Annotated in this window: 24 protein-coding genes and 1 pseudogene; 12 read left to right on the top strand and 13 right to left on the bottom strand. The window is 66.1% G+C overall.

Going from position 1 to position 23,187, the window contains the following annotated elements:
- Positions 1-15: 15 nt before the first annotated feature.
- The 12 genes from BSY238_RS06385 to mltA form a co-directional block, all read right to left on the bottom strand.
- Positions 16-672, bottom strand: a complete 657-nt coding sequence (locus BSY238_RS06385; RefSeq protein WP_069040502.1) for a 5-formyltetrahydrofolate cyclo-ligase — start codon at positions 670-672, stop codon at positions 16-18.
- A 25-nt stretch (positions 673-697) separates the two neighbouring features.
- On the bottom strand, positions 698-1,102 hold the full coding sequence (locus BSY238_RS06390) for a SirB2 family protein (protein ID WP_150123891.1): 405 nt from the start codon (positions 1,100-1,102) through the stop codon (positions 698-700).
- A 24-nt stretch (positions 1,103-1,126) separates the two neighbouring features.
- Complete coding sequence (locus BSY238_RS06395; RefSeq protein ID WP_223300295.1) at positions 1,127-1,528, bottom strand: ribonucleotide reductase subunit alpha; 402 nt, start codon at positions 1,526-1,528, stop codon at positions 1,127-1,129.
- 70 nt (positions 1,529-1,598) lie between these two features.
- Positions 1,599-2,675, bottom strand: a complete 1,077-nt coding sequence (locus BSY238_RS06400) for a hypothetical protein (RefSeq protein WP_069038401.1) — start codon at positions 2,673-2,675, stop codon at positions 1,599-1,601.
- Positions 2,669-2,968, bottom strand: coding sequence for a metal-sulfur cluster assembly factor (locus BSY238_RS06405; protein WP_069040505.1), 300 nt, complete (start codon positions 2,966-2,968; stop codon positions 2,669-2,671). Before BSY238_RS06405 ends, BSY238_RS06400 begins: the two co-directional genes overlap by 7 nt.
- Positions 2,968-3,420 carry an RrF2 family transcriptional regulator gene (locus BSY238_RS06410; RefSeq protein WP_069038402.1) on the bottom strand — a complete coding sequence of 151 codons (453 nt, stop codon included), beginning with the start codon at positions 3,418-3,420 and terminating at the stop codon, positions 2,968-2,970. The genes BSY238_RS06405 and BSY238_RS06410 overlap by 1 nt, the downstream gene beginning before the upstream one ends.
- 3 nt (positions 3,421-3,423) lie before the next feature.
- Positions 3,424-4,671 carry an NnrS family protein gene (locus BSY238_RS06415; protein ID WP_069038403.1) on the bottom strand — a complete coding sequence of 416 codons (1,248 nt, stop codon included), beginning with the start codon at positions 4,669-4,671 and terminating at the stop codon, positions 3,424-3,426.
- A gap of 94 nt (positions 4,672-4,765) precedes the next feature.
- Entirely contained in the window at positions 4,766-5,866 is a 1,101-nt protein-coding gene (locus BSY238_RS06420) for a mechanosensitive ion channel family protein (RefSeq protein WP_069038404.1), read from the bottom strand.
- 70 nt (positions 5,867-5,936) lie between these two features.
- A complete protein-coding gene (locus tag BSY238_RS06425) occupies positions 5,937-6,227 on the bottom strand; it encodes a hypothetical protein (protein WP_223300296.1) in 291 nt (96 codons plus the stop codon).
- A 175-nt stretch (positions 6,228-6,402) separates the two neighbouring features.
- Positions 6,403-7,122: a flagellar brake protein gene (locus BSY238_RS06430; RefSeq protein WP_069038406.1), complete on the bottom strand. Its 720-nt coding sequence runs from the start codon at positions 7,120-7,122 to the stop codon at positions 6,403-6,405.
- A 320-nt stretch (positions 7,123-7,442) separates the two neighbouring features.
- The gene (locus tag BSY238_RS06435) at positions 7,443-8,252 is read right to left on the bottom strand and encodes an enoyl-CoA hydratase-related protein (RefSeq protein WP_069038407.1); all 810 of its coding nucleotides are present in this window, start codon (positions 8,250-8,252) and stop codon (positions 7,443-7,445) included.
- 25 nt (positions 8,253-8,277) lie between these two features.
- Positions 8,278-9,573, bottom strand: coding sequence for a murein transglycosylase A (mltA, locus tag BSY238_RS06440; RefSeq protein ID WP_069038408.1), 1,296 nt, complete (start codon positions 9,571-9,573; stop codon positions 8,278-8,280).
- Between the two features lie 112 nt (positions 9,574-9,685).
- On the opposite strand from mltA, the gene BSY238_RS18520 reads away from it, so the two are divergent.
- The 5 genes from BSY238_RS18520 to BSY238_RS06460 all read left to right on the top strand — a co-directional run bounded on the left by BSY238_RS18520 (position 9,686) and on the right by BSY238_RS06460 (position 14,766).
- Complete coding sequence (locus BSY238_RS18520) at positions 9,686-9,835, top strand: hypothetical protein (protein WP_190295063.1); 150 nt, start codon at positions 9,686-9,688, stop codon at positions 9,833-9,835.
- Positions 9,822-10,694, top strand: a complete 873-nt coding sequence (locus tag BSY238_RS06445) for an ATP-binding protein (RefSeq protein WP_069038409.1) — start codon at positions 9,822-9,824, stop codon at positions 10,692-10,694. The genes BSY238_RS18520 and BSY238_RS06445 overlap by 14 nt, the downstream gene beginning before the upstream one ends.
- Before the next feature lie 103 nt (positions 10,695-10,797).
- Positions 10,798-11,748, top strand: a complete 951-nt coding sequence (locus BSY238_RS06450) for a Nudix family hydrolase (protein ID WP_069038410.1) — start codon at positions 10,798-10,800, stop codon at positions 11,746-11,748.
- A gap of 35 nt (positions 11,749-11,783) precedes the next feature.
- Positions 11,784-12,638: a TraB/GumN family protein gene (locus BSY238_RS06455; protein WP_223300297.1), complete on the top strand. Its 855-nt coding sequence runs from the start codon at positions 11,784-11,786 to the stop codon at positions 12,636-12,638.
- Positions 12,639-12,729: 91 nt separating this feature from the next.
- Positions 12,730-14,766, top strand: a complete 2,037-nt coding sequence (locus tag BSY238_RS06460) for a methyl-accepting chemotaxis protein (protein ID WP_069038412.1) — start codon at positions 12,730-12,732, stop codon at positions 14,764-14,766.
- A 92-nt stretch (positions 14,767-14,858) separates the two neighbouring features.
- Here BSY238_RS06460 and BSY238_RS06465 read toward each other — a convergent pair.
- Positions 14,859-15,587, bottom strand: a pseudogene (locus tag BSY238_RS06465) (YoaK family protein); the annotation flags it as partial.
- Between the two features lie 125 nt (positions 15,588-15,712).
- On the opposite strand from BSY238_RS06465, the gene BSY238_RS06470 reads away from it, so the two are divergent.
- The 7 genes from BSY238_RS06470 to BSY238_RS06500 all read left to right on the top strand — a co-directional run bounded on the left by BSY238_RS06470 (position 15,713) and on the right by BSY238_RS06500 (position 23,106).
- The gene (locus BSY238_RS06470) at positions 15,713-16,558 is read left to right on the top strand and encodes a 23S rRNA (adenine(2030)-N(6))-methyltransferase RlmJ (protein ID WP_069038414.1); all 846 of its coding nucleotides are present in this window, start codon (positions 15,713-15,715) and stop codon (positions 16,556-16,558) included.
- 9 nt (positions 16,559-16,567) lie between these two features.
- The gene (locus BSY238_RS06475; protein WP_069038415.1) at positions 16,568-17,008 is read left to right on the top strand and encodes a DUF2721 domain-containing protein; all 441 of its coding nucleotides are present in this window, start codon (positions 16,568-16,570) and stop codon (positions 17,006-17,008) included.
- 82 nt (positions 17,009-17,090) lie between these two features.
- Positions 17,091-18,206 carry an FIST N-terminal domain-containing protein gene (locus BSY238_RS06480; protein ID WP_069038416.1) on the top strand — a complete coding sequence of 372 codons (1,116 nt, stop codon included), beginning with the start codon at positions 17,091-17,093 and terminating at the stop codon, positions 18,204-18,206.
- Between the two features lie 2 nt (positions 18,207-18,208).
- Positions 18,209-19,327 carry a sensor histidine kinase gene (locus BSY238_RS06485; RefSeq protein WP_069038417.1) on the top strand — a complete coding sequence of 373 codons (1,119 nt, stop codon included), beginning with the start codon at positions 18,209-18,211 and terminating at the stop codon, positions 19,325-19,327.
- Entirely contained in the window at positions 19,318-20,427 is a 1,110-nt protein-coding gene (locus BSY238_RS06490) for an HDOD domain-containing protein (protein WP_069038418.1), read from the top strand. Before BSY238_RS06485 ends, BSY238_RS06490 begins: the two co-directional genes overlap by 10 nt.
- Positions 20,420-21,547: a response regulator gene (locus tag BSY238_RS06495; RefSeq protein WP_069038419.1), complete on the top strand. Its 1,128-nt coding sequence runs from the start codon at positions 20,420-20,422 to the stop codon at positions 21,545-21,547. Before BSY238_RS06490 ends, BSY238_RS06495 begins: the two co-directional genes overlap by 8 nt.
- A 173-nt stretch (positions 21,548-21,720) precedes the next feature.
- Positions 21,721-23,106, top strand: a complete 1,386-nt coding sequence (locus BSY238_RS06500; RefSeq protein ID WP_069038420.1) for an alkaline phosphatase PhoX — start codon at positions 21,721-21,723, stop codon at positions 23,104-23,106.
- Positions 23,107-23,187: the final 81 nt, after the last annotated feature.

Below are 23,187 nucleotides of genomic sequence, written 5' to 3' on the forward strand. Positions count from 1 at the left end.
ACAGTCGATGGCAAGTCAGCAGGGAAAACGTTCTTCGATGAGGGCCTGCGCACAACGCGCACTTTCGCTCGCGTCGATGCGCTGCAATCCGCCGGCCGTGACGACATGAATGCCGGCTTCGGTGACGATGAAATCCATTGCCACATCGTGCGGCTGCGGATGGATGGTCGGCATGCGCGACGACTCGAAGCCGACACCGATCCTGAGTGGCTGAGTGGCCTGCGCCGCCAGCGTGCGGTCGAAGTATCCGCCGCCGTAGCCGAGCCGGTAGCCGCATGCGTCGAACCCGACCAGCGGAATCAGCAGCGCCTGCGGCTGCACGATAGCCGTGCCGTCCGGCACCGGCAGGTCGAACACCCGCTTCGTCATGGCCACGCCGGGCCACCATTCGCGGAACACCAGCGGCGTGGCGCGCGCCACCACGTCGGGCAGTGCAGCGCGTGCGCCGGCGCTGCGCAGCGTACGGATCACGAAGCGCGCATCGAATTCGCCGCGGTAAGGCCAGCAGAAGCCGATGATCAGCCGGCGCAGCACCGGGAATCCGTGTTCCAGCAAGGCGGTGATCACCCCATTGCGCGCGGCACGCTGCTCGGCCGACAAGCCTTCGCGTGCGGCGATCAGTCGCTGCCTTTCGGTGCGCCGCCAGGCCGGCAGATCGGTCTGTGCATCCACATTCAACTCCCGAGCAGATCCGGTCTCACGATACCCCGTGCAGCAGCCCGAGCGGATGGTGCGCGCGCGCCACGCCCAGCATGAAGGCGAAGGTCAGCAGCGCAGCGATGAAGCACGCGAGGCGCGCCCGCGCGCTGCGCGCGCGCTTCAGCGCAAGGCTGCCCAGCACGATGTAGACCACCAGCAATGCGAGCTTGGTCGCCAGCCAGGGCACGACGAACGGATTCAGCTGCAGCATGGCGAGCAGCAACATCGCGGCGATCAACAGACCGGAATCGATGATCTGGCTCGCGATGCGCACGCTGCGCTGCATGCTCCAGCGTGCGCCCGACAGCACGCCGACACCACGCAGCGCGAACAGCGTTCCGCTGGCGATGACCAGTCCGATATGGGCCTGTCGCGTCAGTGGATAGGTATCGATCAGGTCCATGCGTCCGGTGTGTCGGCATTTCGCTCAGCCGACATCTACGGCTTCACCCGTGCGGTCGAAGGCGATCAGCTTGTCGAGGCGGCCGGTGCGGATCGCGCTGATCATGCTTTCCAGCGGCGCATCCGCATCCGCGCTGGCGGGCGCCCGGCCGTCGCGTCCTGCCAGCGCGGCCACGAACACGATGGCCCACTGCGTATCGAAAGACGCCGTCTCTTCGAGCAGGGCGGCGAAGCCCGGCAACTCGTCGAGCGTCTTGTCCACGCATACATAGGGCACCAGCGCGCCGCCCTGCCCCGCCTCGAAGCGCGCATGCTCCTCGGGCGAGGCATCGTCAGGCAGTTCGGCCACGGTGAATACCATCAGCAGTCGCTGCGGTTCGGTTTCTTCGCGCATGGCCGCGATCAGGCCGTCGAAAGTTGCTGTCAAGGCAGGTCTCCGCAAGATGGTGTGGGAAGGAAAGGAACAACGGGAACGCGACAGGGCCGCCCGGACCGGATCATGACAGTTTGCGCCGGACGGCTGCGACCATGACGACGCCGAACAGCACGATGGCCACCGCATGCCCGACGCCGGCCAGCGCCAGCGCAGGCAGGTCGCCGGCGCTGCTGGCGCCCAGGCGCAGCAGCAGGCTGGCCGCCAGCAGCCACAGCGGCACCCGCGCCCAGGCCGAATACACGGGTCGCAGGCGCAGCAGCGCCGGCAGCATGATGGGCGCGTGACCGAACACCATGGCCAGCACGAAGCCGAGCAGCACTGCATGCAGACCTGCCGCGGGCAGCGCACCGGGCGACAGAGCACCGTAGAGCCCGAGCAGCGCACCGACCAGCAACCACACATAGCCGACCGTCAGGCACTGAGCGACATGGCCAGGCCAGCCGGGTGCCGCCCACTTGCGCGGCGCCATGTCCCAACGCAACAGCCACAGCGCGAGCAGCGCGCAGGCCAGCCACAGCAGCAGCGCTGCCGGACCTGCCCTGAGCGGTGACAGGACGACCGCCAGCAGCACCATCGCCACCGCCAGCCCGAACAGAACGCGGGCGACGCGCGGAAGGCGGATCATCTGCATCAGTTCGCGCCGTTCTCCGGCGATGGTCAGCACGAGAAAGGCGACCCAGCAGATGACGGCAGCCGACAGGTCACCCGCCGCCCACACGAGCACGCCGATCAGCCAGCACGCAGCACCCGCCATTTCGACCATGAGATGCAGCGACCACGCGCGGCTACGTCCGGCATGGATGTAGAGCAGCACCAGCACCGCGGCGGCAAAGGCCCAGAGCAGCTGTGCCGCGACCACCGAGCCGATCGTCCACGCGACAAGCCCGCCGAGCCCCGCCGCCAGGGGTGACAGCAGGCCGGGCAGACGCTGCAGCGCGACCGCGCGCTCGAGCGATATGACGGTGCCGAAGACGGCGCAGATCATCATCGCCCCGTGCAGCGCGACCGGCACCGCCGGTATCGGCACGCCGAAACGTGCCAGCCCGGTGGCGATGCCGACCAGCATGCCCGACAGTGCGAGCAGCGCACAGACCGCGATGCCGGTGCGCCAGAGCGCTGGCGTCGTCACGCTCACCATCCGAATCGCTCCCGCAGGGCAGGACTCATGCGGCCGGGGTGCCACTCGCAATCCCAGTCGAACTCGACCTGGACAATCCAGCCCGGCGGGCAGACCGCGCGCAGCGCCGAGGTCGCATCTTCGATGATCAGCTCGCCCATCGGGCAGGTCGCGCTGGTCGGAATCAGCACCACGTCGACGCGCGCCTCACCGATGGCAATCGACTTGACGAGCCCCAGTTCGACGATGCTTTCGACGAGTTCCGGGTCCGCAACCGTGTGCAGCGCGGCCCGCAGCGTCTCTTCGGTGGGCATCACGACACCTTCTGCCATGTCAGCGGGGCGACCCCGGGCGCGGCAGGCGGCCCGCCCGGCGGCAGGATGTCGGCCAGCGTGTGGCGGTCCAGGCGGGCCAGGAAATCGTGCAGGGCGTCATCGAATATCCCGGCCAGGCGGCAACCGCCCTGCAGCCGGCAGTGACCACCGCCATCGAGGCATTCAACCAGTCTGAAGTCGGGTTCCACGCTGCGCACCACCGCACCGAGACCGATCGCTTCCGGCGCGTGCGCGAGCCGCATGCCGCCACCCTTGCCGCGGACGGTTTCGATCCAGCCGGCCAGCCCGAGCTGGTGGGTCACCTTCATCAGATGCGCCACCGACACCTGATGCACGTGCGCGACTTCGGCAATCGTGCACAGGCGGTCCGGATGCTGACCCACGTGCATCAGCAGGCGCAGCGCGTAGTCGGTCATCGTGGTCAGGCGCATGACTCAGCGCCCCGGGCGGACGATGGTCGCAGGCGTGGCCACCGGCGCGGCGGCTGGCGCCGGACGATCGGCACGCGGCCGGATCATCATCGGCACGAAGCGCCACAGATAGAGCGCGAAGGCCGCCACCCAAAGGAACGCGGCAACATGCAGCAGGTGGATGGCGAGGGCGGACGGCTGCAGTGCCAGCAGTCTGAACACGGTGGCCGCGATCACCAGCGCGTAGCTGGCGACCATGCTGCGGTCGGCTTCCAGCGGCCGTCCGAGATGGCCGAGCGCGGTGCGCGTGATCATGCCGATGATGAGCAGCGAAAAGCCGCCCATCGCGATCACGTGAATGTGCAGCGCCGGACGCACGCCGACGCCCGCGACGGAGGCCGCGGCGAGCAGCAGGCCGATGCCGAGCGACAGGTAGCCCAGATACAGTATCCACAGCAGCGGCTTGTGCAGCACGGCCTGCGGCTTCCAGCTGACCCAGTGCTGCAGCGACAGGACGCCGGCCACCGCTAGGGCCAGCGCCTGTGCGATCGGCAGATCGGCCAGCAGGCACGCAACGGCGATGCCGCTGGCGCCAAGCTGGATGTGGCCGCTGCGCAGCTGCATCGGAATCTGCAGGCCCGGCACGGCGCGCATGGCGAAGAACGGAATGACCCGGCGCGCCACCAGCAAGGCGATCAGCGTCATGATCAGCAGGCCGGCATTGAACTGGCGCATCAGCAGCGCGTAGTCGCCGTCATGCGCGGCCAGCAGGAACAGGGCATCGGACACGCCCAGTGCCAGCAGCAGAACGGGGACGGCATAGTTGCGCGCATTGCGCGACACGACCACGGCGCGCAGCAGCGCCGCGGCAGCCAGGGTGAAGAACAGCAGTTCGGCGAGGGTGGCGATCAGGAACGGTGTCCCGGCACCGGCGAGAAAGCCCAGCCGCGCGACCAGCCACAGCGCGCACAGGATCGCCAGCGCGCGACCCTGCACCGGATTGATGCCGGTCCAGGCGGCGCCGGCCGTCATCAGGAAGCCGACCGCAATGGTGGCCACGAAGCCCCACAGCATTTCATGTGCATGCCAGGCCACCCCGGCAAGCGGGCCGCTCAGCCAGTGCGGCGCAAAAATCCACAGCCCGACCGCGATCAGCGCCCACAGCGCACCGGCCAGATAGACCGGGCGAAATCCGAGTTCGAGAAAGGCGCCCCACGACGGCGCAGGGGCCAGGGGCTGTTCCGCTTCCTGTATCGACAGCAGGGTGGCCATGATCGGGCTCCGGGAATTGAGTATTGAAGACAGGTTTTAACATATATTCTATGTATATCTTCAAAGCCCGTCTTCAAAACCTGCTTGATCCGGATCAAGCCCGTGCGACGTCCGGCGGCGGCGGCTCCAGGTCGACATGCAGCGTCTGCGTCGGAAAGGCGATCTGCGCGCCGTGCCGGGCAACGATGTCGGCGATCTCAAGCAGTACATCCTGCTTGACCATGTGGTACTCGGTCCACACCGTGGTGCGGGTGAAGGTGTAGATCAGGATGTCGAGCGACGACGCGGCGAAGGCGGTGAAATTGACGATCAGCGTCTGCGCGTTGTCGATGTCGGGATGTGCCTGCAGCATGGCCCGGATGTCGCTGACGATGGCGGCCACCTTCGGCAGGTCGTCATAGCGCACACCGATCACTTCGCGGATGCGCCGGTTGGTCATGCGCGAGGGGTTTTCCACCACGATGGTGGTGAACAGCGCATTCGGCACGTAGATCGGATTCTTGTTGAAGGCGCGCACGCGCGTGTGCCGCCAGCTGATGTACTCCACGGTGCCTTCGATCGCCTTGTCGGGCGAGCGTATCCATTCGCCGACACTGAAGGGCCGGTCGAGGTAGATGGTCAGCCCGCCGAAGAAATTGGCCAGCAGGTCCTTGGCGGCAAAACCCACCGCGATGCCGCCGATGCCACCCAGCGTCAGCACCCCTGCGATGCTCACCCCGAGCGTCTGCAGGCACAGCAGCAGCGCCGACACCACCACCACCAGCCGGCCGAGCTTGCTCAGCGCATCGACCGTGGTGCGATCGATCTCGTCGCCGCGCACCAGTCGCGCGGCAACGATGTTTTCGCTGACCCGTCCGATGAAGCGCAGCAGGAACCAGGCAAGGCAGATGACGATGCCGATGTTGCGCAACGGCACGACATATTCAAGGAAGGGTTCGTCGACGTGGCGTCGCAGGATGTCAACGGCCAGCGACAGCCCGATGAGCCAGATCACGACCAGCATGGGCCGGCTGGCGCAGCCCACCAGCGCGTCATCCCATACGGTGACCGTGCGCACCGTGACACGACGGACGTGACGCAGCAGGAATTCGGCCAGCAGATTGGCCGCCGCCGTAACCGCCAGAATGATGATGATGCGGGTAATCCAGGGCTCGGCGAGAAAACCCAGGCCGACGCGATGGACGAACTCTGTCATGGACTGTTCCGGACGGAAATTGAAGAAAAACGAGCGCCGAAACAGGCGCTCCAGAGAAGCAAGGGTGCCATCAGCGCTCCGGCGGCGGCGGATCGTCGGCGCGGATGACCTCTCCCTCGATCACGCGTCCGCTGGATGGTGCCCCTTCACCGTCGGAATACGTCGCCGAAGCGCCCGCTCCGGCCGCCATGCCGGCTTCCATCTGCGCGCGCATCTGCTGGCGCAGCGCACGCGTCTTCCACCAGATCCAGCCCCAGATGATCAGGCCGAATGCGATCGCGACCGCAATGATCACGACGGAAAACATCAGGCCGAGCACCAGCAGGATAGAACCAATCAGTGCGGCGAATATCTTGCCCAACGGTCCCGCCGGCTGAAGGCCTGCCGACGCGCCACGCGCACGCGGAGTGTGCCTGTTACGTTCCATGACTGCGATTCCTGTTGTCTGCTACAGACAGGACAGTACATCGCAAGCGCGGTTCTCGCCTATCGGCGCCCGCTGACGCCTGTCATGCGCAGGGCACCGGTCACGCCGGCTACAGGCGCTTGTGCGGCTGTTCCACCAGATTCTGGTAGACGAAGCTCTTCAGGAAGATGTTGGTCTGCGCGTTGACGTCGGAAAACTCGACGCCGTACGCGGCCTCGCCGGTGTCGACGATGTCGTGCGTATTGCGGATGGTTGCGCTGACCACCACCCGGGTCCGCACCTTGTGGATGTCGAGAATCAACTCCAGGGAAATCGTTTCCCCGATGGCACGCGGCGGGTCCCAGGCGCGCACTTCGGCACCGGTGGCACTGAGATTGGTCACCGTGGTCGATACCGGCTCGGCACCGTCGAGCACGCGCGCGCTGATGGTTGTGGCAATTCGCTCCGCATTGCGGATCTGGCGCATCGTGATGCGGCGCGGAAACTGAAGGTGCAGGTACTCGAAGGGGTTGACCGAGCGCTTGCCGACCGTGGTCGAGAAGCCGTAGGCATGACGGCCCGAGAACGCGCGCACCGCGAATTCGTCGCCTTCGATCGGCGGGCCGGCCCAGGCGCGGGTGTCGGGCATCGTGACCAGCACGCTCACATCGTTGACATAGCCGATCAGCTTGACCATGCCAAGCTGTTCGCCAAGCTTCGGCGGCGGTTCAAGAATGAGCCGGTCGCCGATCTTGAGACCGATGTCCTTGAACAGCACGTCCTTGACGACACCGGGCGCATTGACGCCCTGCGCCACCGCCTCGATCATGCCCGCTTCGCTGTTGTTCATCGTTTTGCCGGAATCAGTGGTCGATGCCGCGCAGCATCGGAAATTCGGAACCCGGGCACGGCGCACGCCGCACCCGCTCAGGTCAGCACAACAAATTCTTTATCGATAACGGTCAGGAATGTCGATTCCTTTCGGAACTGTGTCTCGAAATGCATGCTGATCCGGCAGATATCCGGCCATGCCGAGATCGGAAAACCTGACGGCGACGTGGGCAAGCAGCGACCTTCATTATGGCCCGCGAGTGATATCGACTCAGGCCGAACCAGCTTGAGTCCGCCATGGGACCGATGGGACAACGGATGTCCCCAGTGACGGAACGTTCAGCGCCCGCGAAACACCGGTGCGCGTCTGTCTGCGAACGCCGTCACCCCTTCGACGAAATCCATCGTCGCCGCGCAGCGCGCAAACGCCAGCGCCTCGGCCGCGAGCTGCGCTTCAAGTGATGGGCCGGCAGCCACCAGCAGGCGCTTGATTTCCGCCAGTGCGTGACGCGGTCCCTGGGCGAAGTGCGCAATGCGCGCCTGCGCTGCGCCATCCAGCCCGGCGGCCGGCACCACCTGTTCGACCAGACCGAGCGCCAGCGCTTCCGGCGCAGCAACCCGCCGCGCCGACCACATCAGTTCGCGCGCCCGCCGCTCGCCCAGCGCCTGCATCAGGAACACTGACTGGCCACCATCACACGGCAGCGCCAGCCCGGTATAAGCGGTACTGAATACCGCATCGTCGGCGGCGATCACGCAGTCGGATGCCAGCGCGAGCGACAGCCCGTAGCCGGCACAGGCACCCTGCACCAGCGACAGCACGGGCTGGTGCGCGCGGCGCAGCGCAAGGATGACCGGATTGACCCAGTTCTCGATCAAGGCACGATAGGCATCAAGCCGCGCCGGCGCCTCCAGATACAGGGTGGCGCGGAAATCGTTGATGTCGCCGCCGGCGCTGAAGCAGCCGCCCGCACCGCGCAACACCAGCACGCGGCAGTCCGGGTCGGCCAGGCTCGTGTCCACCGCCCGGCGCATGGCCTGCAGCATGGCCACCGAAAACGCGTTGCGTCGTGCCGGATTCGAAATGGTGATCGTCGCAATGCCCTTTTCGCACGCACTGAGTATGTGGCCGTCTACCTGATCCTTCATCGAACCCTCCCTGTCATCCCGCCGCTCAGGGCGGCGTGACGCCGACCGGCAGCAGCACCCACATGCGGCCCTGCTGGCGCATGCGACCTGCCAGCGCGCCGGCCTCCGGACCGAAGCCCCAGAAGAAATCGGCGCGCACGCCTCCCTTGATCGCGCCACCGGTGTCCTGCGCCATCATGAGCCGACGCAGCGGATCGGCGCTGTTCGGGCGCGTCGTGTCCAGCCACACCGGCGCGCCCAGCGGCACGCTGCGCGGATCGACCGCGATCACCCGCTCGCCGGCGATCGGCACGCCGAGCGCACCGAGCGGTCCTTCCGGTAGCCCGGGCGCCTGCTTGCCGATCGGCAGCTCACGAAAGAACACATAGCTCGGGTTGGCCGCCATCATTGTCGCGACACGCGAAGGATTGGCGCGCGCCCACTGCCGGATGCCCTGCATCGACGCCTGTTCGAGTTTCAGCTCGCCCTGATCGACCAGCCAGCGACCAATCGACTGATAGCTGTGGCCATTCTGGTCGGCATAGCCCACGCGTACCCGGCTGCCATCCGGCAGTTCCACCTGGCCGGAACCCTGAACCTGCAGGAAGAACACATCGAGCGCGTCGGCCGCCCAGAACAGCACCTTGCGGTCGAGTTCAGCCGCGCGCGCGTCTAGTTCGCTGCGCGACCAGTAAGGCACCACCTTGCGTCCCTCGACGCGACCGCGCAGCCGCAGGTGCTTCAGATCCGGGTGCAGGCTGGCGACGTCGATCACCAGCAGGTCGTCCGGCACACCGTGTATCGGGTGCATATAGATACCGCCACGCGTGCGGCTCGCGCGCAGCAGCGGTTCGTAATAGCCGGTCACCAGGCCCTGGTCGGTACCGTCGCCATTGAGGAGTTGCCACGGACGGAAGGTGGATTCAAAGAACGCGCGCACCGCAGCGCTGTCTTCCTGAACGAGCGACGCGAGCGCGGCACACGGCGCGCGCCACTCGGCACGGCTGGCCAGCGCGCTGCAGCTGGCACGCATCGCCGGCAAGGCTTCGCGCAGATCGTCGTCGGCCCAGCCTTCGAGCGCGGACCACTCGGCGGCGATCAACTTCGGCGGCAGCTTCGCCTCGGGCACCGGTACGGCGGGTGGGCAGACCGGGCAGGCGGCGCACGCCGGGCAGGTCGGGCAGACTTGCGGCGTCGCGGCGGCTGGCTGCACATCGGGGCAGGACGTCATGACGGCAGGGCTCGCCGGCCCGGGCCTCGGGGCCGAGCCGCAGGCGGCGAGCAATGCGGTGGCCGAAGCGAGCACGGCAAGCCGGACGCCGCGGCGGATTTGCTGGAACATCGTGATGTGCTTTAGATTGGCGCGCCCGCAGACGCTGAGGGTGCAATGATAACGAGCAGCGGTCCTGCCGGACGGCTGCATTCAAGACGGACGTTTCGCAGACACTTCACCCATGTGGATATTCCTCCTCGAAGCCGGCGTTGCGCTGGCGCTGCTTCTGTTCATCCTGTGGTGGACGCTGCCGCGCAAGGAAAAGGACGCCTCCGACACCGAGCCGCCGAAGGCGCTCACCGACAAGAAGGATGACCATGACAGACCGTGACGGTTTCGAAAGCCTGATCGCCCGCGCGCATGCGCTGTTCGATCGCCTCGAACACATGATCCCGGCGCCGCCGGCGCCACCCGACTGGAAGGCGACCGCCTACCGCTGGCGACGCAGCAACGGTCGCGGCCGGCTGGAACCGGTCGCCCACCCGCACAAGCTGCGCCTGTCCGACCTGAAGGACATCGACGTGCAGAAGGCGCGCATCACCACCAACACCAAGCAGTTCGTCGACGGCAAGCCGGCCAACAATGTGCTGCTGACCGGTGCGCGCGGCACCGGCAAGAGTTCGCTGGTGAAGGCGCTGCTGAATGATTTTTCGAAGAAAGGCCTGCGCCTGATCGAGGTCGACCGCGACGATCTGGTCGACCTGCCCGACATCACCGACCTGATCGCCAACCGGCCCGAGCGCTTCATCATCTATTGCGACGACCTGTCGTTCGAATCCGGCGAGCCGGGCTACAAGGCGTTGAAGAGCATTCTCGACGGCTCGGTGTCGGCGGTGCTCGACAACGTGCTCATCTACGCCACGTCGAACCGGCGTCACCTGATGCCGGAATACTTCTCCGAAAACAACGAAGCGAAGCATGTCGACGGCGAAGTGCATCCGGGCGAAGCGACCGAGGAGAAGATTTCGCTGTCCGAGCGCTTCGGCCTGTGGCTGTCCTTCTACCCCTTCGATCAGGAAGCGTATCTGGACATCGTGCGCCACTGGCTGAAGAAGCTCGGTGTGCCGCCAGACCAGATCGAAGCATGTCGCGCCGATGCGCTGCGCTGGACGCTGGAACGCGGCTCGCGCAGCGGCCGTGTCGCCTGGCAGTTCGCGCGCGACTGGGCGGGCCAGCATGCCCGGCAGTGAATGCCTCGCTGCGGATTGAAAGTCGGCGCCTGACGGCGCTGTCCCCATCCGTTTGTCCAGCGCTCAGCCGCGGCAACAGGTTTTTTCGGACGCCACAACCTTCATGACCGAACGCAAACAGGTCGCCGTCGCGGCGGCCGTCATTTTCCGGGACAGCGCACGCGGACGGGAATTCCTGCTCGGCCAGCGCGCGCCGGGCACCTTCTATCCGGGCTACTGGGAGTTTCCCGGCGGCAAGGTGGAAGCGGGCGAAGCGCCGGTCGATGCGCTCAAGCGCGAGCTGGACGAAGAACTGGGCATCACGGTCACCGCCTGTTCGCCCTGGCTCACGCTGTCGCACGAATACGAGCACGCCTTCGTGCGGCTGCACTTTTTCCGGGTCGAAGCCTGGAAGGGCGCGCTGCAGGACCATGTACACAGCGCGTTGAGCTGGCAGCAGGCCGATGTGCTGACCGTCGGGCCGATGCTGCCGGCCAACGGGCCGGTGCTCAAATCGCTGCGCCTGCCCGGTTTCATGGCCATCAGCCATGCCTGGCAGATCGGCCATGCGGCGCAGCTCGACGCCATCCGCCGCGCCTGCGCGCGGCAGCGACTGATGCTGCAGATCCGTGAACCGGTGATGGATGACGCGACGCAGGCCTTCGCCGCCGACGCGATCCGGCTGGCGCACGCCGGCGGTTCGCCTGCCGTCGTCAACGGCGAGCCGGCGCTCGCCCGCGCGCTGGGCGCCGATGGCGTGCATCTGAAGTCGGCGCAGCTTGCCGCGCTGGCAGCCCGACCCGACTTCGAATGGGTCGGCGCGTCCTGCCACACGGCCGACGAACTCGCGCAGGCCCAGCGGCTGGGCCTCGACTACGCGGTGGTCGGCCCGGTGCTGCCGACCGCCACTCATCCCGGCGCAGCTGGCCTCGGTTGGGACACGCTGACGGCGCTGGTTGCCGACTGCGGCATTCCGGTGTTCGCCATCGGCGGGCTCGACGCATCGCACAGGCAGGCGGCGCACGCCTGCGGTGCGCACGGCATCGCTGCCATTCGCGGCGCCTGGACGACATGACAGCGCGTCGCCTTTTTCTTCGTCAGTGCGGCGCCATGGCCCTGGCGACCGCGCTGCCGACGGCACTGCCCGCGGCGCCGACCGCCCCGTACGATCACGGCCTGCTGTGGAAGATCACGCTCGGTGACGCACCGGTCAGCCATCTGTTCGGCACGCTGCACAGCGGTGAGCCGCGCGTGCTCGACCGTGCTGCACCGCTGTACACCTATATAGATGCAGCGCGCGTCTTCATGCCGGAACTGGTCGCCGATGCCGACGCCGTGAATGCCTTCATGGCTGCCAGCACTTCGGACGCCGACGACCTGCCGAAAAAGGTCGGCAGGAAGCACTGGCCGCAGGTGTCGCAGAAGCTTGCGCTGCATGGCGTCGACGAACGCGTGCAGCCGCGGTTGCGCCCGTGGGCGGCGCTGGTGACGCTGCTGCAGCCGGTCGGCGGCGCGCAGCCCACGCTAGACGAGGTATTGGTGCGCCGCGCGCGTGCCTCAGGCCGGAAAATCCTGCCGATCGAAAACGTGCAGGAACAGATCGATGCGATCGCGCGCCTGCCCGACGCGACGGTCATGGCGCTGCTGATCGACAGCGCGCGCCGGCACGATGCGATACAGGCCGGTGTGTCGCCGATGACCGACGCCTGGCTGGCCGGCGACACCGGCGAGCTGGCACGCATCAATACCCGGCTGATCGGCGATGACAAGGCGCTGCGGCGCCATGCCGACCTGTTCATGCAGTCGCTGCTCGGCCAGCGCAATGCGCGATTCGTGGAACGCCTGCTGCCGCAGATCCGCGAGGGCGGCGTGTTTGCCGCTTTCGGCGCCTCCCACCTCACCGGACCGGAAGGCGTGCTCGCACGCCTGCTGCAGGCCGGCTGCACGACGGACCGCATCGCCTGACTCCAGTTTTCCGCGCCTGTGCCGTGAATCTCTTGGCAAATCGCCTCGCGCGGCCACTCAAGGCACTGCGGGGCCCCACAGGAGACTTCTCATGAACGCATTCAGCCGCCTTTCGGTGGTCCATCAGCTTTCGATTTCGATCGGCCTGCTTTGCGCGGTGATTTTCGCTTCGCTGATCGTCATCGTATCGATGTCCACCCAGCGTTCCACGCTGCAGCAGACAGAAGCGCATCTTGGTGAGCAGGCCGATGCCACGGTGAAGCTGCTCGACCTGAGCTATCACAATGCAATGGCCAGTGCCGAAAAGGGCATGAGCGCATTGAAACGCGGGCTCGGCGGTGACGTGGTGATCGGCGAGGACACGATGCCAATGGGCAGCTACGGCGCGGTACGCATCGCACGCGTCAATGGCGCGGCACTCAATGGCGACACCGACCGCGTCAGCGGGCTGCGCGACCTGATCGGTGCCGATCCGGCGATCATGGTGCGCGTCGGTGACGAGTTCGTCCGCGTGGCGACGCTGCTGAAGGACAAGGACGGCAAGTCGATGGCCGGCAAGGCCATCAGCAAGAGCAAGGAAACCGACACCCTGCTCGCCGGCAAGCCGTATTCGGGCGTTGTGGTCCGCAATGGCCGCTTCTACATCTCCTCGCTGGAACCGATCAAGGACGCTTCGGGCAATGTGGTCGGCGCGCTGTCGGCACGGGTTGACGTTCAACAGGGCATCGACCAGCTGTTCGCGTCGCTGAAAACCCTGCGCATCGGCGACACCGGCTATCTGCATATCCTGAAGCCGGGCGAGTCGGCAGACGCGAGCGAAATGATCCTGCACCCCGAACACGCCGGAAAGTCGATCGCCGACATCGGCAACCCGGCGCTGACCAGTGTCATCGCACAACAACTCGACATGAAGAATGGCCAGCTGGTGTATGACTGGCCGCTCGCCGATGGCAGCCTGGCACCCAAGCTCGCCACCTTCCGCACCTCGGATACCTGGGGCTGGATGGTGTCCTCAGGCGCGCATGTCGCTGAATTCACGGCCGCCGGCGTGCGGCTGCGCAACCAGTTGATCATGATCTGCGTCGGCGCCGCCCTGCTGCTGGCGGCGCTGACCTGGTGGCTGGCGCACAGCCGTCTCGTGCGGCTGAAGGATGTGTCGGCGGCGATGACCCGACTGGGCAATGGCGATTTCAGCCAGCGTCTTGCGGTGCAGGCCGGCGAAAGCCGCAATGAACTTGACCTGATCACCGTGCAGATCAACGAAGCGACGCGCAAGACGGCCGCGCTGATCACCGCCACGGCTGACGCGGCCCGCGCGGTGGGCGCAGCGGCGCGTTCGCTGCGTGCCGGCTCGAGCGAAGTGGTCGAAGGTTCGACCGAACAGAGCAGCGCCGCGGCCGGCCTTGCCGCCGCAATCGAAGAACTGTCGGTCAGCATCACCCACGTGGCCGACAGCGCCGGTGTGGCCGATGCGGTCAGCCGCGAGGCGCGCAGTGCCGCGATGGACGGCGAGCGGCAGTTGCACGCCGTGGTCGATGGCATGCAGCACATCGCGCGCGACATCAATGACGCCTCGACCGCCGTGACCGATCTGGCCGGCCGCACACGCGAAATCTCGAATGTCGGCCGCATCATCCAGGAAATCGCTGAACAGACCAATCTGCTGGCACTCAACGCGGCCATCGAAGCGGCACGCGCCGGTGAATCCGGCCGCGGCTTCGCCGTGGTGGCCGACGAAGTGCGCAAGCTGGCCGAACGCACGGCCGCCTCGACGAAGGAAATCGCCAGCATGGTGAGCAGCGTGCAGGCCGACGCCGACAAGGTCGTGCAGCGCATCAGCGAAGTCAGCGATCAGGTCGCCACCGGCGTGAGCCGGGCGACCGAAGCCGGTGCCGTGTTGCGTGTCATCAGCGAGCAAAGCGAACGCACCGCCTCCGCGATGAAGGAAATCGCCGCTGCCACGCGCGAACAGAGCAGCGCCAGCCAGAGCGTGGCGCAGGGTGTGGAACGCATCGCCGGCATGGCGGAACAGAATGCCGACGTCACCCGGCGCGCCGACGGTGAAACACTCGGTCTGGAAAAGCTCGCCGGCCAGCTGCAGGAAAACGTCGGCCGCTTCGTGGTCTGAGTATCGACTACCGGGCGAGGTATCCGGACGCGGCGTCGGATCGACGTGACCACCGCGGCAGATCAGCGCCGCGGCGCCCTTCGGAAGAGAGGCCTCAGGTCATCGAGAGCGGGGATCAGCGCCAGCACGACAAGCAGCGCTGCCAGTGGCAGGGTGGACACGTAGCCCACATGCTTGAAACCCAGTGCCCCGGCCACTCCACCCCCGAAGAAGCAGGCGGTCAGCGACAGCAGGACGCGCAGACGATCACGATCCGCGCTCACCTGCTGGCCGGCGGCTCGCCCGCGGTTCCAGTAGATCAGCTTGCCCAGCTCGATGCCGATGTCGGTGATCACGCCGGTCAGGTGCGTCGTGCGCACTTCCCCGTGCGACAGCTTGGTGATGATGGCGTTCTGCAAGCCCATGATGAAACACAGCAGCATGACGGTCAGCGGCACGAACAGGCCCTGGATCTCCGACAGCCGCGCCCCGAGCAAGCCGAAACACAGCAGCAGGCCGGCTTCCAGCAGCAGGGGCAGCGCATATTCGCCGTGCAGCTTCCGGCCACGTGAATAGTTGATCATGATGGCGCTGCAGGCGGCACCGCTCAGGAATGACAGCAGACCGCCCAGCCCGGCGAGCACCAGGCCGTATTCGCGCAGCACCAGATCGTCGGCAATCGCAGACACGATGCCTGTCATGTGCGACGTGTACTGAGCGACAGCGAGGAACCCGCCCGCGTTGATGGCACCCGCGACAAACGCGAGCGCAAAGCCGAGGTGACGGTTGGCGTCCGGCGTCCGGACACGTCCCGTCAGCTGCCGGACGTACTGTATAGGCATCGAAGCACTTCTTTCCCGAGCGGAAGGCAACCAGCCCAAGTCCGGATCGTATCGCATCGCCCCACAACGCCGGTTGGCGCACCGGGCGGCGACGTATACTTGCGTTCCACCTCCCCCGCCCCGCCATGCTCAGTTACCGCCACGCCTTCCATGCAGGCAACCCGGCCGATGTGCTCAAGCACTTCGTCCTCGTTGAACTGCTTCAGCACCTGAACCAGAAGGACAAACCTTACTGGTACATCGATACGCACGCCGGTGCCGGCGGCTATGCGCTCGACAGTGGCTTCGCGGCCAAGAACGCCGAGTACGCCAGCGGCATCGCAAGACTGTGGGCGGCGCCCGACCTGCCGCCGCAGCTTGCGACCTATGTCGATCTGGTGCGCGCCTTCAACAGCGGCCCCAAACTGCGCGCCTATCCGGGCTCGCCGATGATTGCGCGCGCGCTGCTGCGCGACGACGACCGGATGCGACTGTTCGAGTTGCACACGGCCGACAACAAGCTGCTGAACGCCGCCTTCGCAGAGGCCGGTCGCAGCGTGAAGGTCGAAAAATCCGACGGCTTTTCCGGCCTGCGCACCCTGTTGCCGCCGCCGCCGCGTCGTGCGCTGGTGCTGATTGACCCGCCGTACGAAATCCGCGAAGACTACCGGCTCGCCTTCGAAACGCTGCGCGACGCCAACACGCGGTTTCCGAGCGGCACCTACTGCCTGTGGTATCCGCAGCTGCACCGCATGGAATCGCGCGACCTGCCGGCCAAACTCAAACGCCTGCCGGTGCCGGCCTGGCTGCATGTGTCGCTGACCACGCGCAAGCCGTCGCCGGACGGCTTCGGCATGCACGGCAGCGGCCTGTTCATCGTCAATCCGCCGTGGACGCTTCCAGGCACGCTGAAGACCGTGTTGCCCTGGCTCACGCGCACGCTGGCGCTTGACGACGGCGCCAAATTCGAACTCGATTTCAAGATTCCGTAAGGCACGGCCATGGTTCTGCAGACCACCATCGACACCATCACGCACGCCATCGGCCTGGCCGTGGCACCGGTCTTCCTGCTGACCGCGATCGCCACGCTGATCGGTACGCTGAACAACCGGCTCGGTCGCATCATCGACCGCCGCCGCGTCGTGCTGGCGCGGGGTGGCAAGCAATGCGAAGACGAAACCATGAGCAACGCGACCGAACTCGCGCTGCTGTCGCAGCGTGCGCGACTGGTCTATCTGGCCGTGCTGTTCGCCGTACTGTCGGCGCTGATGGTCTGTCTGGTGGTGTCGTGCGCCTTCTTCGGCGTGCTGTTCACGGTCGTGCTGTCCGACCTGCTGGCCGGCTTCTTCGTACTGGCCATGCTGTCGCTGATCCTGTCGCTGAGTCTGTTCCTGCGCGAAGTGTTCGTGGCGGTGTTCACCGCCACCCACGCCAACCGCTAAACAGCCGACGAACGGCGGCCCCGCTGGCTTCAGGCAGCCGCGGCGGGGGTCGTTAACCGATGCTCACACGAGGAGAGCATCGATGGCCATCAACACCCGGTTCGGCGCCAGTGAATCGACCGATCCGGCGCAGGCCGTGGCGGAACTGGCCGCACTGATCGACGGCCCCGACATGGATGCGGTGCTGTTCTTCTGTTCCCCGGATTTCGACCTGCAGGCCCTCGGGCTCGCGCTGAAGGACCGCTTCACCTGCCCGACCATAGGCTGCACGTCGTGCGGCCACTTCGGCCCCGACGGCTTCCAGCGCTCGGGCATCCTCGGTGTCGCCATTTCCGGCGGCGGCATACAGCTGCGCCCCTACCTCGTCACGCCGCTGGCCAGCCATGCCGAACAGGTGGCCGTCATCGCGGACGACATCCGTGCAACGCGCGAAAGCGATCCCCACCGGCACCGCTTCGGAATGCTGCTGGTCGATGGCCTGTCGATGGCCGAAGAACGGCTGGTCGCCGAGCTGTACCGGAGGGTCGGCAATCTGCCGATCATCGGCGGCTCGGCCGGTGACAATCTGTTGTTCAAGCATACCCACGTCTACGCCGGCGACGGCCGCTTCCTGTCTGACGCCGCGGTGTTCGCGCTATTCGCCAGCGAACGGCCGGTGACCGCCTTCAAGTCGCAGCACTTCGCGCCCGGACCCATCGAACTGGTGATCACCGGCGCCGATCCTGACAAGCGCATCGTCCACGAAATGAACGGCGAACCGGCGGCAATCGCCTACGCCGAGGCGCTCGGCCTGTCTGTGGCCGAGCTGACACCGTGCGTGTTTTCGCGCCACCCGCTGGTGCTGTCCATCGGCGGCAATGCCCTGGTGCGTTCCATCCGGAACATGAACGAAGACCTTTCACTGTCCTGCCTCTGCGCGATCGACGAAGGGCTGATCGTTACCCTCGGCAAGGCGCTCGACCCACTGCAGACGATTACCAGCGCCTTCGCCGAACTGCACCGCACGATGCCGGCGCCGGCGCTGGTGATCGGTTGCGACTGCATCCTGCGCCGGCTCGAATTCGAGCAGACCCGGATCGACCAGGATATGAGCGAATTGATGGCGCTGAACCGCGTATTCGGATTCTTCACCTATGGTGAACAGTACAACGGCGTGCATGTTAACCAGACGCTGACCGCGATCGCCATCGGAGGCTGAACATGTCGCTTTCCCCCGCATCCGACGCACTGTCCGCAGACACGGTCCCGGCCGTCGAACACGAACGCAAGCTGCGGGCGCGCGACAAGACCATCGATATCCTCAAGAAGCGCATTCAGCAGCAGGCCGACGGCGATGGCGCCTCGTCCTTCACCCTGCTCGAACAGACCCTCAACCTGAGCAAGGTGATCGCGCTCAAGACCGAAGAACTCGAGCGCGAACGACAGGAACTGCAGAAGGCGCTGACCGACCTGCGACTGGCGCAATCGCAGGTGCTGCAGGCGCAGAAGATGGAATCCATCGGCCAGCTGGCGGCCGGCATCGCGCACGAAATCAACACGCCGACGCAGTATGTCGCCGACAACATCGGCTTCATCGGCATGGCGACCGCAAGCCTGATGATGCTGCTCGACAGGTCACTGCAGGTGGTCGATGCCACCCGCGCGGGGCAACCTGCCGACGCGCTGGTCGCGGAGTTGGATGCAGCGCTGAAGAAGGCCAGACTCGACTACCTGCGCCGTCAGATACCCGAAGCGCTCGCCCAGTCGAAGGACGGGCTGGATCACGTTGCGCGCATCGTTAGCGCAATGAAGGAGTTCTCGCACCCGTCAAGAGGCGGCAAGGAGCTGCTCGACATCCGCGACGTGATCAACACGACCGTTACCGTGGCGCGCAGCGAATGGAAGTACGTCGCCGAACTTGAAACCCGCTATGCCGACGATCTGCCGGCGCTGTATTGCATGCGCGACATGATCGGTCAGGTCATCCTCAATCTGGTGGTCAACGCGGCACATGCCGTGGCCGACACATTGCAGAGCGGCCTGCGCGACAAGGGCCGCATCTGCATCACGGTCGAGCGGGCGGGCGAACGGCACCTGGCCATCAGTGTCGCCGACGACGGCAGTGGCATCCCGGAAGCCATCCGCGGCCGCATCTTCGACCCCTTCTTCACCACCAAACCGGTCGGCAAGGGCACCGGTCAGGGACTGGCCATCGTCTATTCGACGGTGGTCGACAAGCACGGCGGAGAAATCCGCTGTGACTCGGAAGTCGGCCATGGCACTTGCTTCACGATGCGCCTGCCGCTTTCTGCCGACAACGGCGAAGCGCCATGGAAGTAGTTTTCGTCGACGACGAAAGCCGGGTGCTCGCCGGCATCGAACGCACGCTGGCGATGAACGACACGGGCTGGAACTGCCGCTTCTTCACCAGCGGCCCGGCAGCGCTCGATGCGATCACCGACTGCCCGGCCGACGTGGTCGTGTCCGACATGCGCATGCCCTTCATGGACGGCGCTGCCCTGCTGGGCAAGGTGCGCGAGCAATGGCCCGGTACGCTGCGCATCATTCTGTCCGGCTATTCGGACACGGAATGCGCACTGCGCATGCTCGACGTGGCGCACCAGTTCGTTTCCAAACCCTGCGACAACGCGGTGCTGCTCTCCACGCTGGAAGGCGCGCTGTCGCTGCGTGCCCTGTTCAAGGACCCATCGGTAAGGGACGTCATCGGCCGGGTGAACCGCCTGCCGTCGGCTCCCCGCGTATTCGCCGAACTGACCCGTCTGCTGGCCGACCCGGCCAGCGACGCCCGCCAGGTGTCGCGCCTGCTCGGCAGCGACCCTGCGCTGAGTGCGCGCATCATGCAGCTGGCCAATTCCGCCTATTTCACCGGTGGCGGCGGCGGGGCGATCAGAAGTGTCGGCGATGCGATCAACCGGCTCGGCATCGACCAGGTACGCCTGCTGGTGCTGGCCTCGCACGTGTTCGCCGACGCAGCCGAAGACCCCTTCGTGGATCATCTGCAGCGGCGATCGATGCAGGCCTCGCAACTGGCGACGCAGATTGCTGCCGGCGGCAAACCGCAGGCAGCGACCGCTGCACTGCTTGCCCGCATCGGACTGCTGGTGCACGACCTGCGCGACAACGCCGGGCAGGAAGCGAAGACCGGCTGCGACACGCCGCTGCAGGCGGCTGTCGGCGCCTATCTGCTGGCGTTGTGGGGACTGCCGATGGACATCGTCGATGCCGTCGCCCGCCACACCCATCCGGGCCGCACTGCCGCCACCGGCTTCGGTCTGGCGGGTGCCGTGCACGTCGCCGTTGCGCTGGCCAACGGACAGCCCCCCGACCTCGCCTATCTCGAACATACCGGCGTGCTTGACCAGTGGCCGCACTGGCAGGCCAGCAATGCCGCGCTTACCCCGGACCCTGACGATGACTGAAGACACCCTGCCTCGCGTGCTCTGCGTGGACGACGAACCAAACCTGCTGTCGGCAATGGAACGCGCGCTGCACGGCCGCTTCGACGTGGTGGTCGCCAACGGCGGCGTGGCTGCGCTGGACGCGATGCAGTGGGGCGAGCCGTTCGCGGTCATCGTGTCCGACATGCGCATGCCGGGCATGGACGGCGCCGCCTTCCTCGCCCACGCGCGCGAACTGGCGCCCGACTCCGTACGCGTGCTGCTGACCGGTCAGGCGGATGTCGAATCGTCGATCGCCGCCATCAACCGCGGCGCCATCTTCCGCTACCTGTGCAAACCCTGCCCCACCGAAACGCTGATCGCCACGCTCGATGAAGCGGTGCGCCAGCATGACCGGACACGTGCCGAGAAGGCACTGCTCGAAACCACGCTCACCGCAGCGGTCAACACGCTGACCGAGGTGCTCGCCATGGTGGCGCCCTGGGCCTTCCAGCGCGCCAGCTTCGCCCACTCGGCGGTGCAGCATGCGCTGTCCCGACTCGAGTGGTCGGACGGCTGGATCTACAGCATCGCGGCCGCGCTGAGCCAGCTCGGCTGTGTCGGCATACCGCCCGAGCTGATGCAGGCGGACGCCGCGCAGCGCCCACTCAACGCCGACGAGAAAAAGCTGTTGCGCGAACATCCGGAGGTGGCCAGCCGGCTGGTGGCGGCCATTCCGCGCCTGGAACTGGCGGCCGAAATCATCCGCTGGCAGACGGACAATCCGCCGCCCGGGGTGCCGCTTGAAGTCATACGCGGTGCGCCGCTGCTGCGCGCTGCGCTGGAACTTGAACGCGACTGGTCGCACACCAAGGCCATGCGCAGCCCACGCGAAGTGCTGCGCACCGTGCGTCCGCCCATACCCGACTACATCGTGAAGGCATTGTCCGATTTCCGCAGCGAGGTGAACCACCACCGTGCAGCACGCGTACGCGATCTGGTGCCGGGCTGGGTCGTGGATGAGGACGTGCGCTGCACCAACGGACTGATGGTGCTGTCGCGTGGTCATGAACTGACCGATACGGCGATCGCCGCGCTGAGCAGGCTGCTCGCCGCACACGCCATCCGCGAACCGATACGGGTGTGCAGCCACGCTGACTGAAGCACGCCCGCCGCAAGCTCACACAGCGGATTCCGGAACATTAAGCCGGGTTAACAAACCATGCGCCGATCGGACCAGCGCCCCCATCAATCTGCATCACGGCAGCATCACGCGCGCTGAATACCCTGCTTTCACCTTGTCGTTCGCAAGGCATTCAATCAGGGAGTCCAATAATGCAGTTCCGCAAACTCGCCATAGCTGCCGCCATTGGCCTGATGGGCGCTTCCGCCCACCAGGTTTCCGCGGCCGACAACACCTACTTCGACAATTTTGCTGCGCTGCCGGGCAATGTCGCCGCCGGCTCGCTGCCGGAAAGCGCACCGCTGCAACTGTCGTCGCCGTTCTTCTCGCAGAAGGTTCTGGCCGATCGCAACACCCAGCTCGGTCTCGGCGAATCGAACAGCGGCAACTGGGACATGATCACCGCCAACGAAACCGGCACCGATGCCGGCCGTTACCTCTACGCACCGTTCGAAACGGGCGCGGGCGGCGTGCAGCGCACCGACCTGTGGACCGGCGTCACCAAGACCATCGTGGCGTCGGGTACGCAGGGCTTCGTGTCCGGTGACTTCTCGCGCTGGACCCCGTGGGGCACCTACATGACGGCTGAAGAGTCGTGGGGCACGAACAGCACCAAGGGTCGCCTGTTTGAAGTGACCAACCCGCTTGCCGACACCAACACTGCCGATTTCGTGCATCGCAACGTGGTGCCGCGCGTGTCGCACGAAGGTGGTGCATTCGACAAGAACAACAGCTTCTATTTCATCGACGAATTCAACGGCGGTTCGATCTACAAGTACGTATCGGCCGCACCGGCTGCCACCATCGGCAACAGCTACTTCGACAAGGGTCAGACCTTCGTTCTGAAGACCAACGGCGGCAGCAATTCGAATGCCGTCGGCGCTTCGACCTGGGAAGCCATCACGACCGGCACCGGTACTCCGCTGGCCACCACCGCTGGCGCGATGCTGAACATGGGCGGCGGCAGCTTCTCGATGGACGGCCGTGCCGCGGCCGACATGGTCGGCGGCACCAACTACCAGCGTCCGGAAGACATCGAACTGCAGACGTTGGCGAATGGCGATGAACTGCTGTACATCGCCACCACGACCACCAACGAGGTGTATTCGCTGAATCTCGCCACCAACGAAATGAAGCTGTTCGTCAGCCGCGCGACCTTCAATTCGGTCACCGGTGCCGCCGTCGGCAGCGAATTCACCAGTCCGGACAATGTGGCGATCGATGCCAACGGCAACATCTACATCAGCGAAGACCAGCCGGGCGGTCGCGCGGACATCTGGTTTGCGAATGATGCCGACCGAGATGGCGTGGCGGAGTCCATCAGCCGCTGGGCGTCGATGTCGACCGTGGGTGCAGAGCCGACTGGCCTGTACTTCGACAAGTTCAACCCGAATGTTGCCTACGTCAACATCCAGCACCCGGCGAGCGGCAACGACACGCTGCTGCAGATCACGGCCGTGCCGGAGCCGGAAACCTATGTCATGTTCCTCGCCGGCCTCGGCCTGATGGGTCTGATGGCGCGTCGCCGCGTCGGCTGATCCTTCGCCAGCACCGCAGCAACGGGAGGGGGCTTCGGCCCCCTCTTTTTCGTCCGGCATGTGCAGTCCCTGCGCGCGGCA

The organism is Methyloversatilis sp. RAC08, assembly GCF_001713355.1.
Taxonomy (GTDB): Bacteria; Pseudomonadota; Gammaproteobacteria; order Burkholderiales; family Rhodocyclaceae; genus Methyloversatilis.

Coding starts and splice junctions, on each gene's coding strand:
- BSY238_RS06390 (WP_150123891.1), bottom strand. CDS start 1,102: ATGGACCTGATCGATACCTATCCACTGACGCGACAGGCCCATATCGGA.
- BSY238_RS06400 (WP_069038401.1), bottom strand. CDS start 2,675: ATGGTGAGCGTGACGACGCCAGCGCTCTGGCGCACCGGCATCGCGGTC.
- BSY238_RS06405 (WP_069040505.1), bottom strand. CDS start 2,968: ATGCCCACCGAAGAGACGCTGCGGGCCGCGCTGCACACGGTTGCGGAC.
- BSY238_RS06410 (WP_069038402.1), bottom strand. CDS start 3,420: ATGCGCCTGACCACGATGACCGACTACGCGCTGCGCCTGCTGATGCAC.
- BSY238_RS06415 (WP_069038403.1), bottom strand. CDS start 4,671: ATGGCCACCCTGCTGTCGATACAGGAAGCGGAACAGCCCCTGGCCCCT.
- BSY238_RS06420 (WP_069038404.1), bottom strand. CDS start 5,866: ATGACAGAGTTCGTCCATCGCGTCGGCCTGGGTTTTCTCGCCGAGCCC.
- BSY238_RS06430 (WP_069038406.1), bottom strand. CDS start 7,122: ATGAACAACAGCGAAGCGGGCATGATCGAGGCGGTGGCGCAGGGCGTC.
- BSY238_RS06435 (WP_069038407.1), bottom strand. CDS start 8,252: ATGAAGGATCAGGTAGACGGCCACATACTCAGTGCGTGCGAAAAGGGC.
- mltA (WP_069038408.1), bottom strand. CDS start 9,573: ATGTTCCAGCAAATCCGCCGCGGCGTCCGGCTTGCCGTGCTCGCTTCG.
- BSY238_RS18520 (WP_190295063.1), top strand. CDS start 9,686: ATGTGGATATTCCTCCTCGAAGCCGGCGTTGCGCTGGCGCTGCTTCTG.
- BSY238_RS06445 (WP_069038409.1), top strand. CDS start 9,822: ATGACAGACCGTGACGGTTTCGAAAGCCTGATCGCCCGCGCGCATGCG.
- BSY238_RS06450 (WP_069038410.1), top strand. CDS start 10,798: ATGACCGAACGCAAACAGGTCGCCGTCGCGGCGGCCGTCATTTTCCGG.
- BSY238_RS06455 (WP_223300297.1), top strand. CDS start 11,784: ATGGCCCTGGCGACCGCGCTGCCGACGGCACTGCCCGCGGCGCCGACC.
- BSY238_RS06460 (WP_069038412.1), top strand. CDS start 12,730: ATGAACGCATTCAGCCGCCTTTCGGTGGTCCATCAGCTTTCGATTTCG.
- BSY238_RS06470 (WP_069038414.1), top strand. CDS start 15,713: ATGCTCAGTTACCGCCACGCCTTCCATGCAGGCAACCCGGCCGATGTG.
- BSY238_RS06475 (WP_069038415.1), top strand. CDS start 16,568: ATGGTTCTGCAGACCACCATCGACACCATCACGCACGCCATCGGCCTG.
- BSY238_RS06480 (WP_069038416.1), top strand. CDS start 17,091: ATGGCCATCAACACCCGGTTCGGCGCCAGTGAATCGACCGATCCGGCG.
- BSY238_RS06485 (WP_069038417.1), top strand. CDS start 18,209: ATGTCGCTTTCCCCCGCATCCGACGCACTGTCCGCAGACACGGTCCCG.
- BSY238_RS06490 (WP_069038418.1), top strand. CDS start 19,318: ATGGAAGTAGTTTTCGTCGACGACGAAAGCCGGGTGCTCGCCGGCATC.
- BSY238_RS06495 (WP_069038419.1), top strand. CDS start 20,420: ATGACTGAAGACACCCTGCCTCGCGTGCTCTGCGTGGACGACGAACCA.
- BSY238_RS06500 (WP_069038420.1), top strand. CDS start 21,721: ATGCAGTTCCGCAAACTCGCCATAGCTGCCGCCATTGGCCTGATGGGC.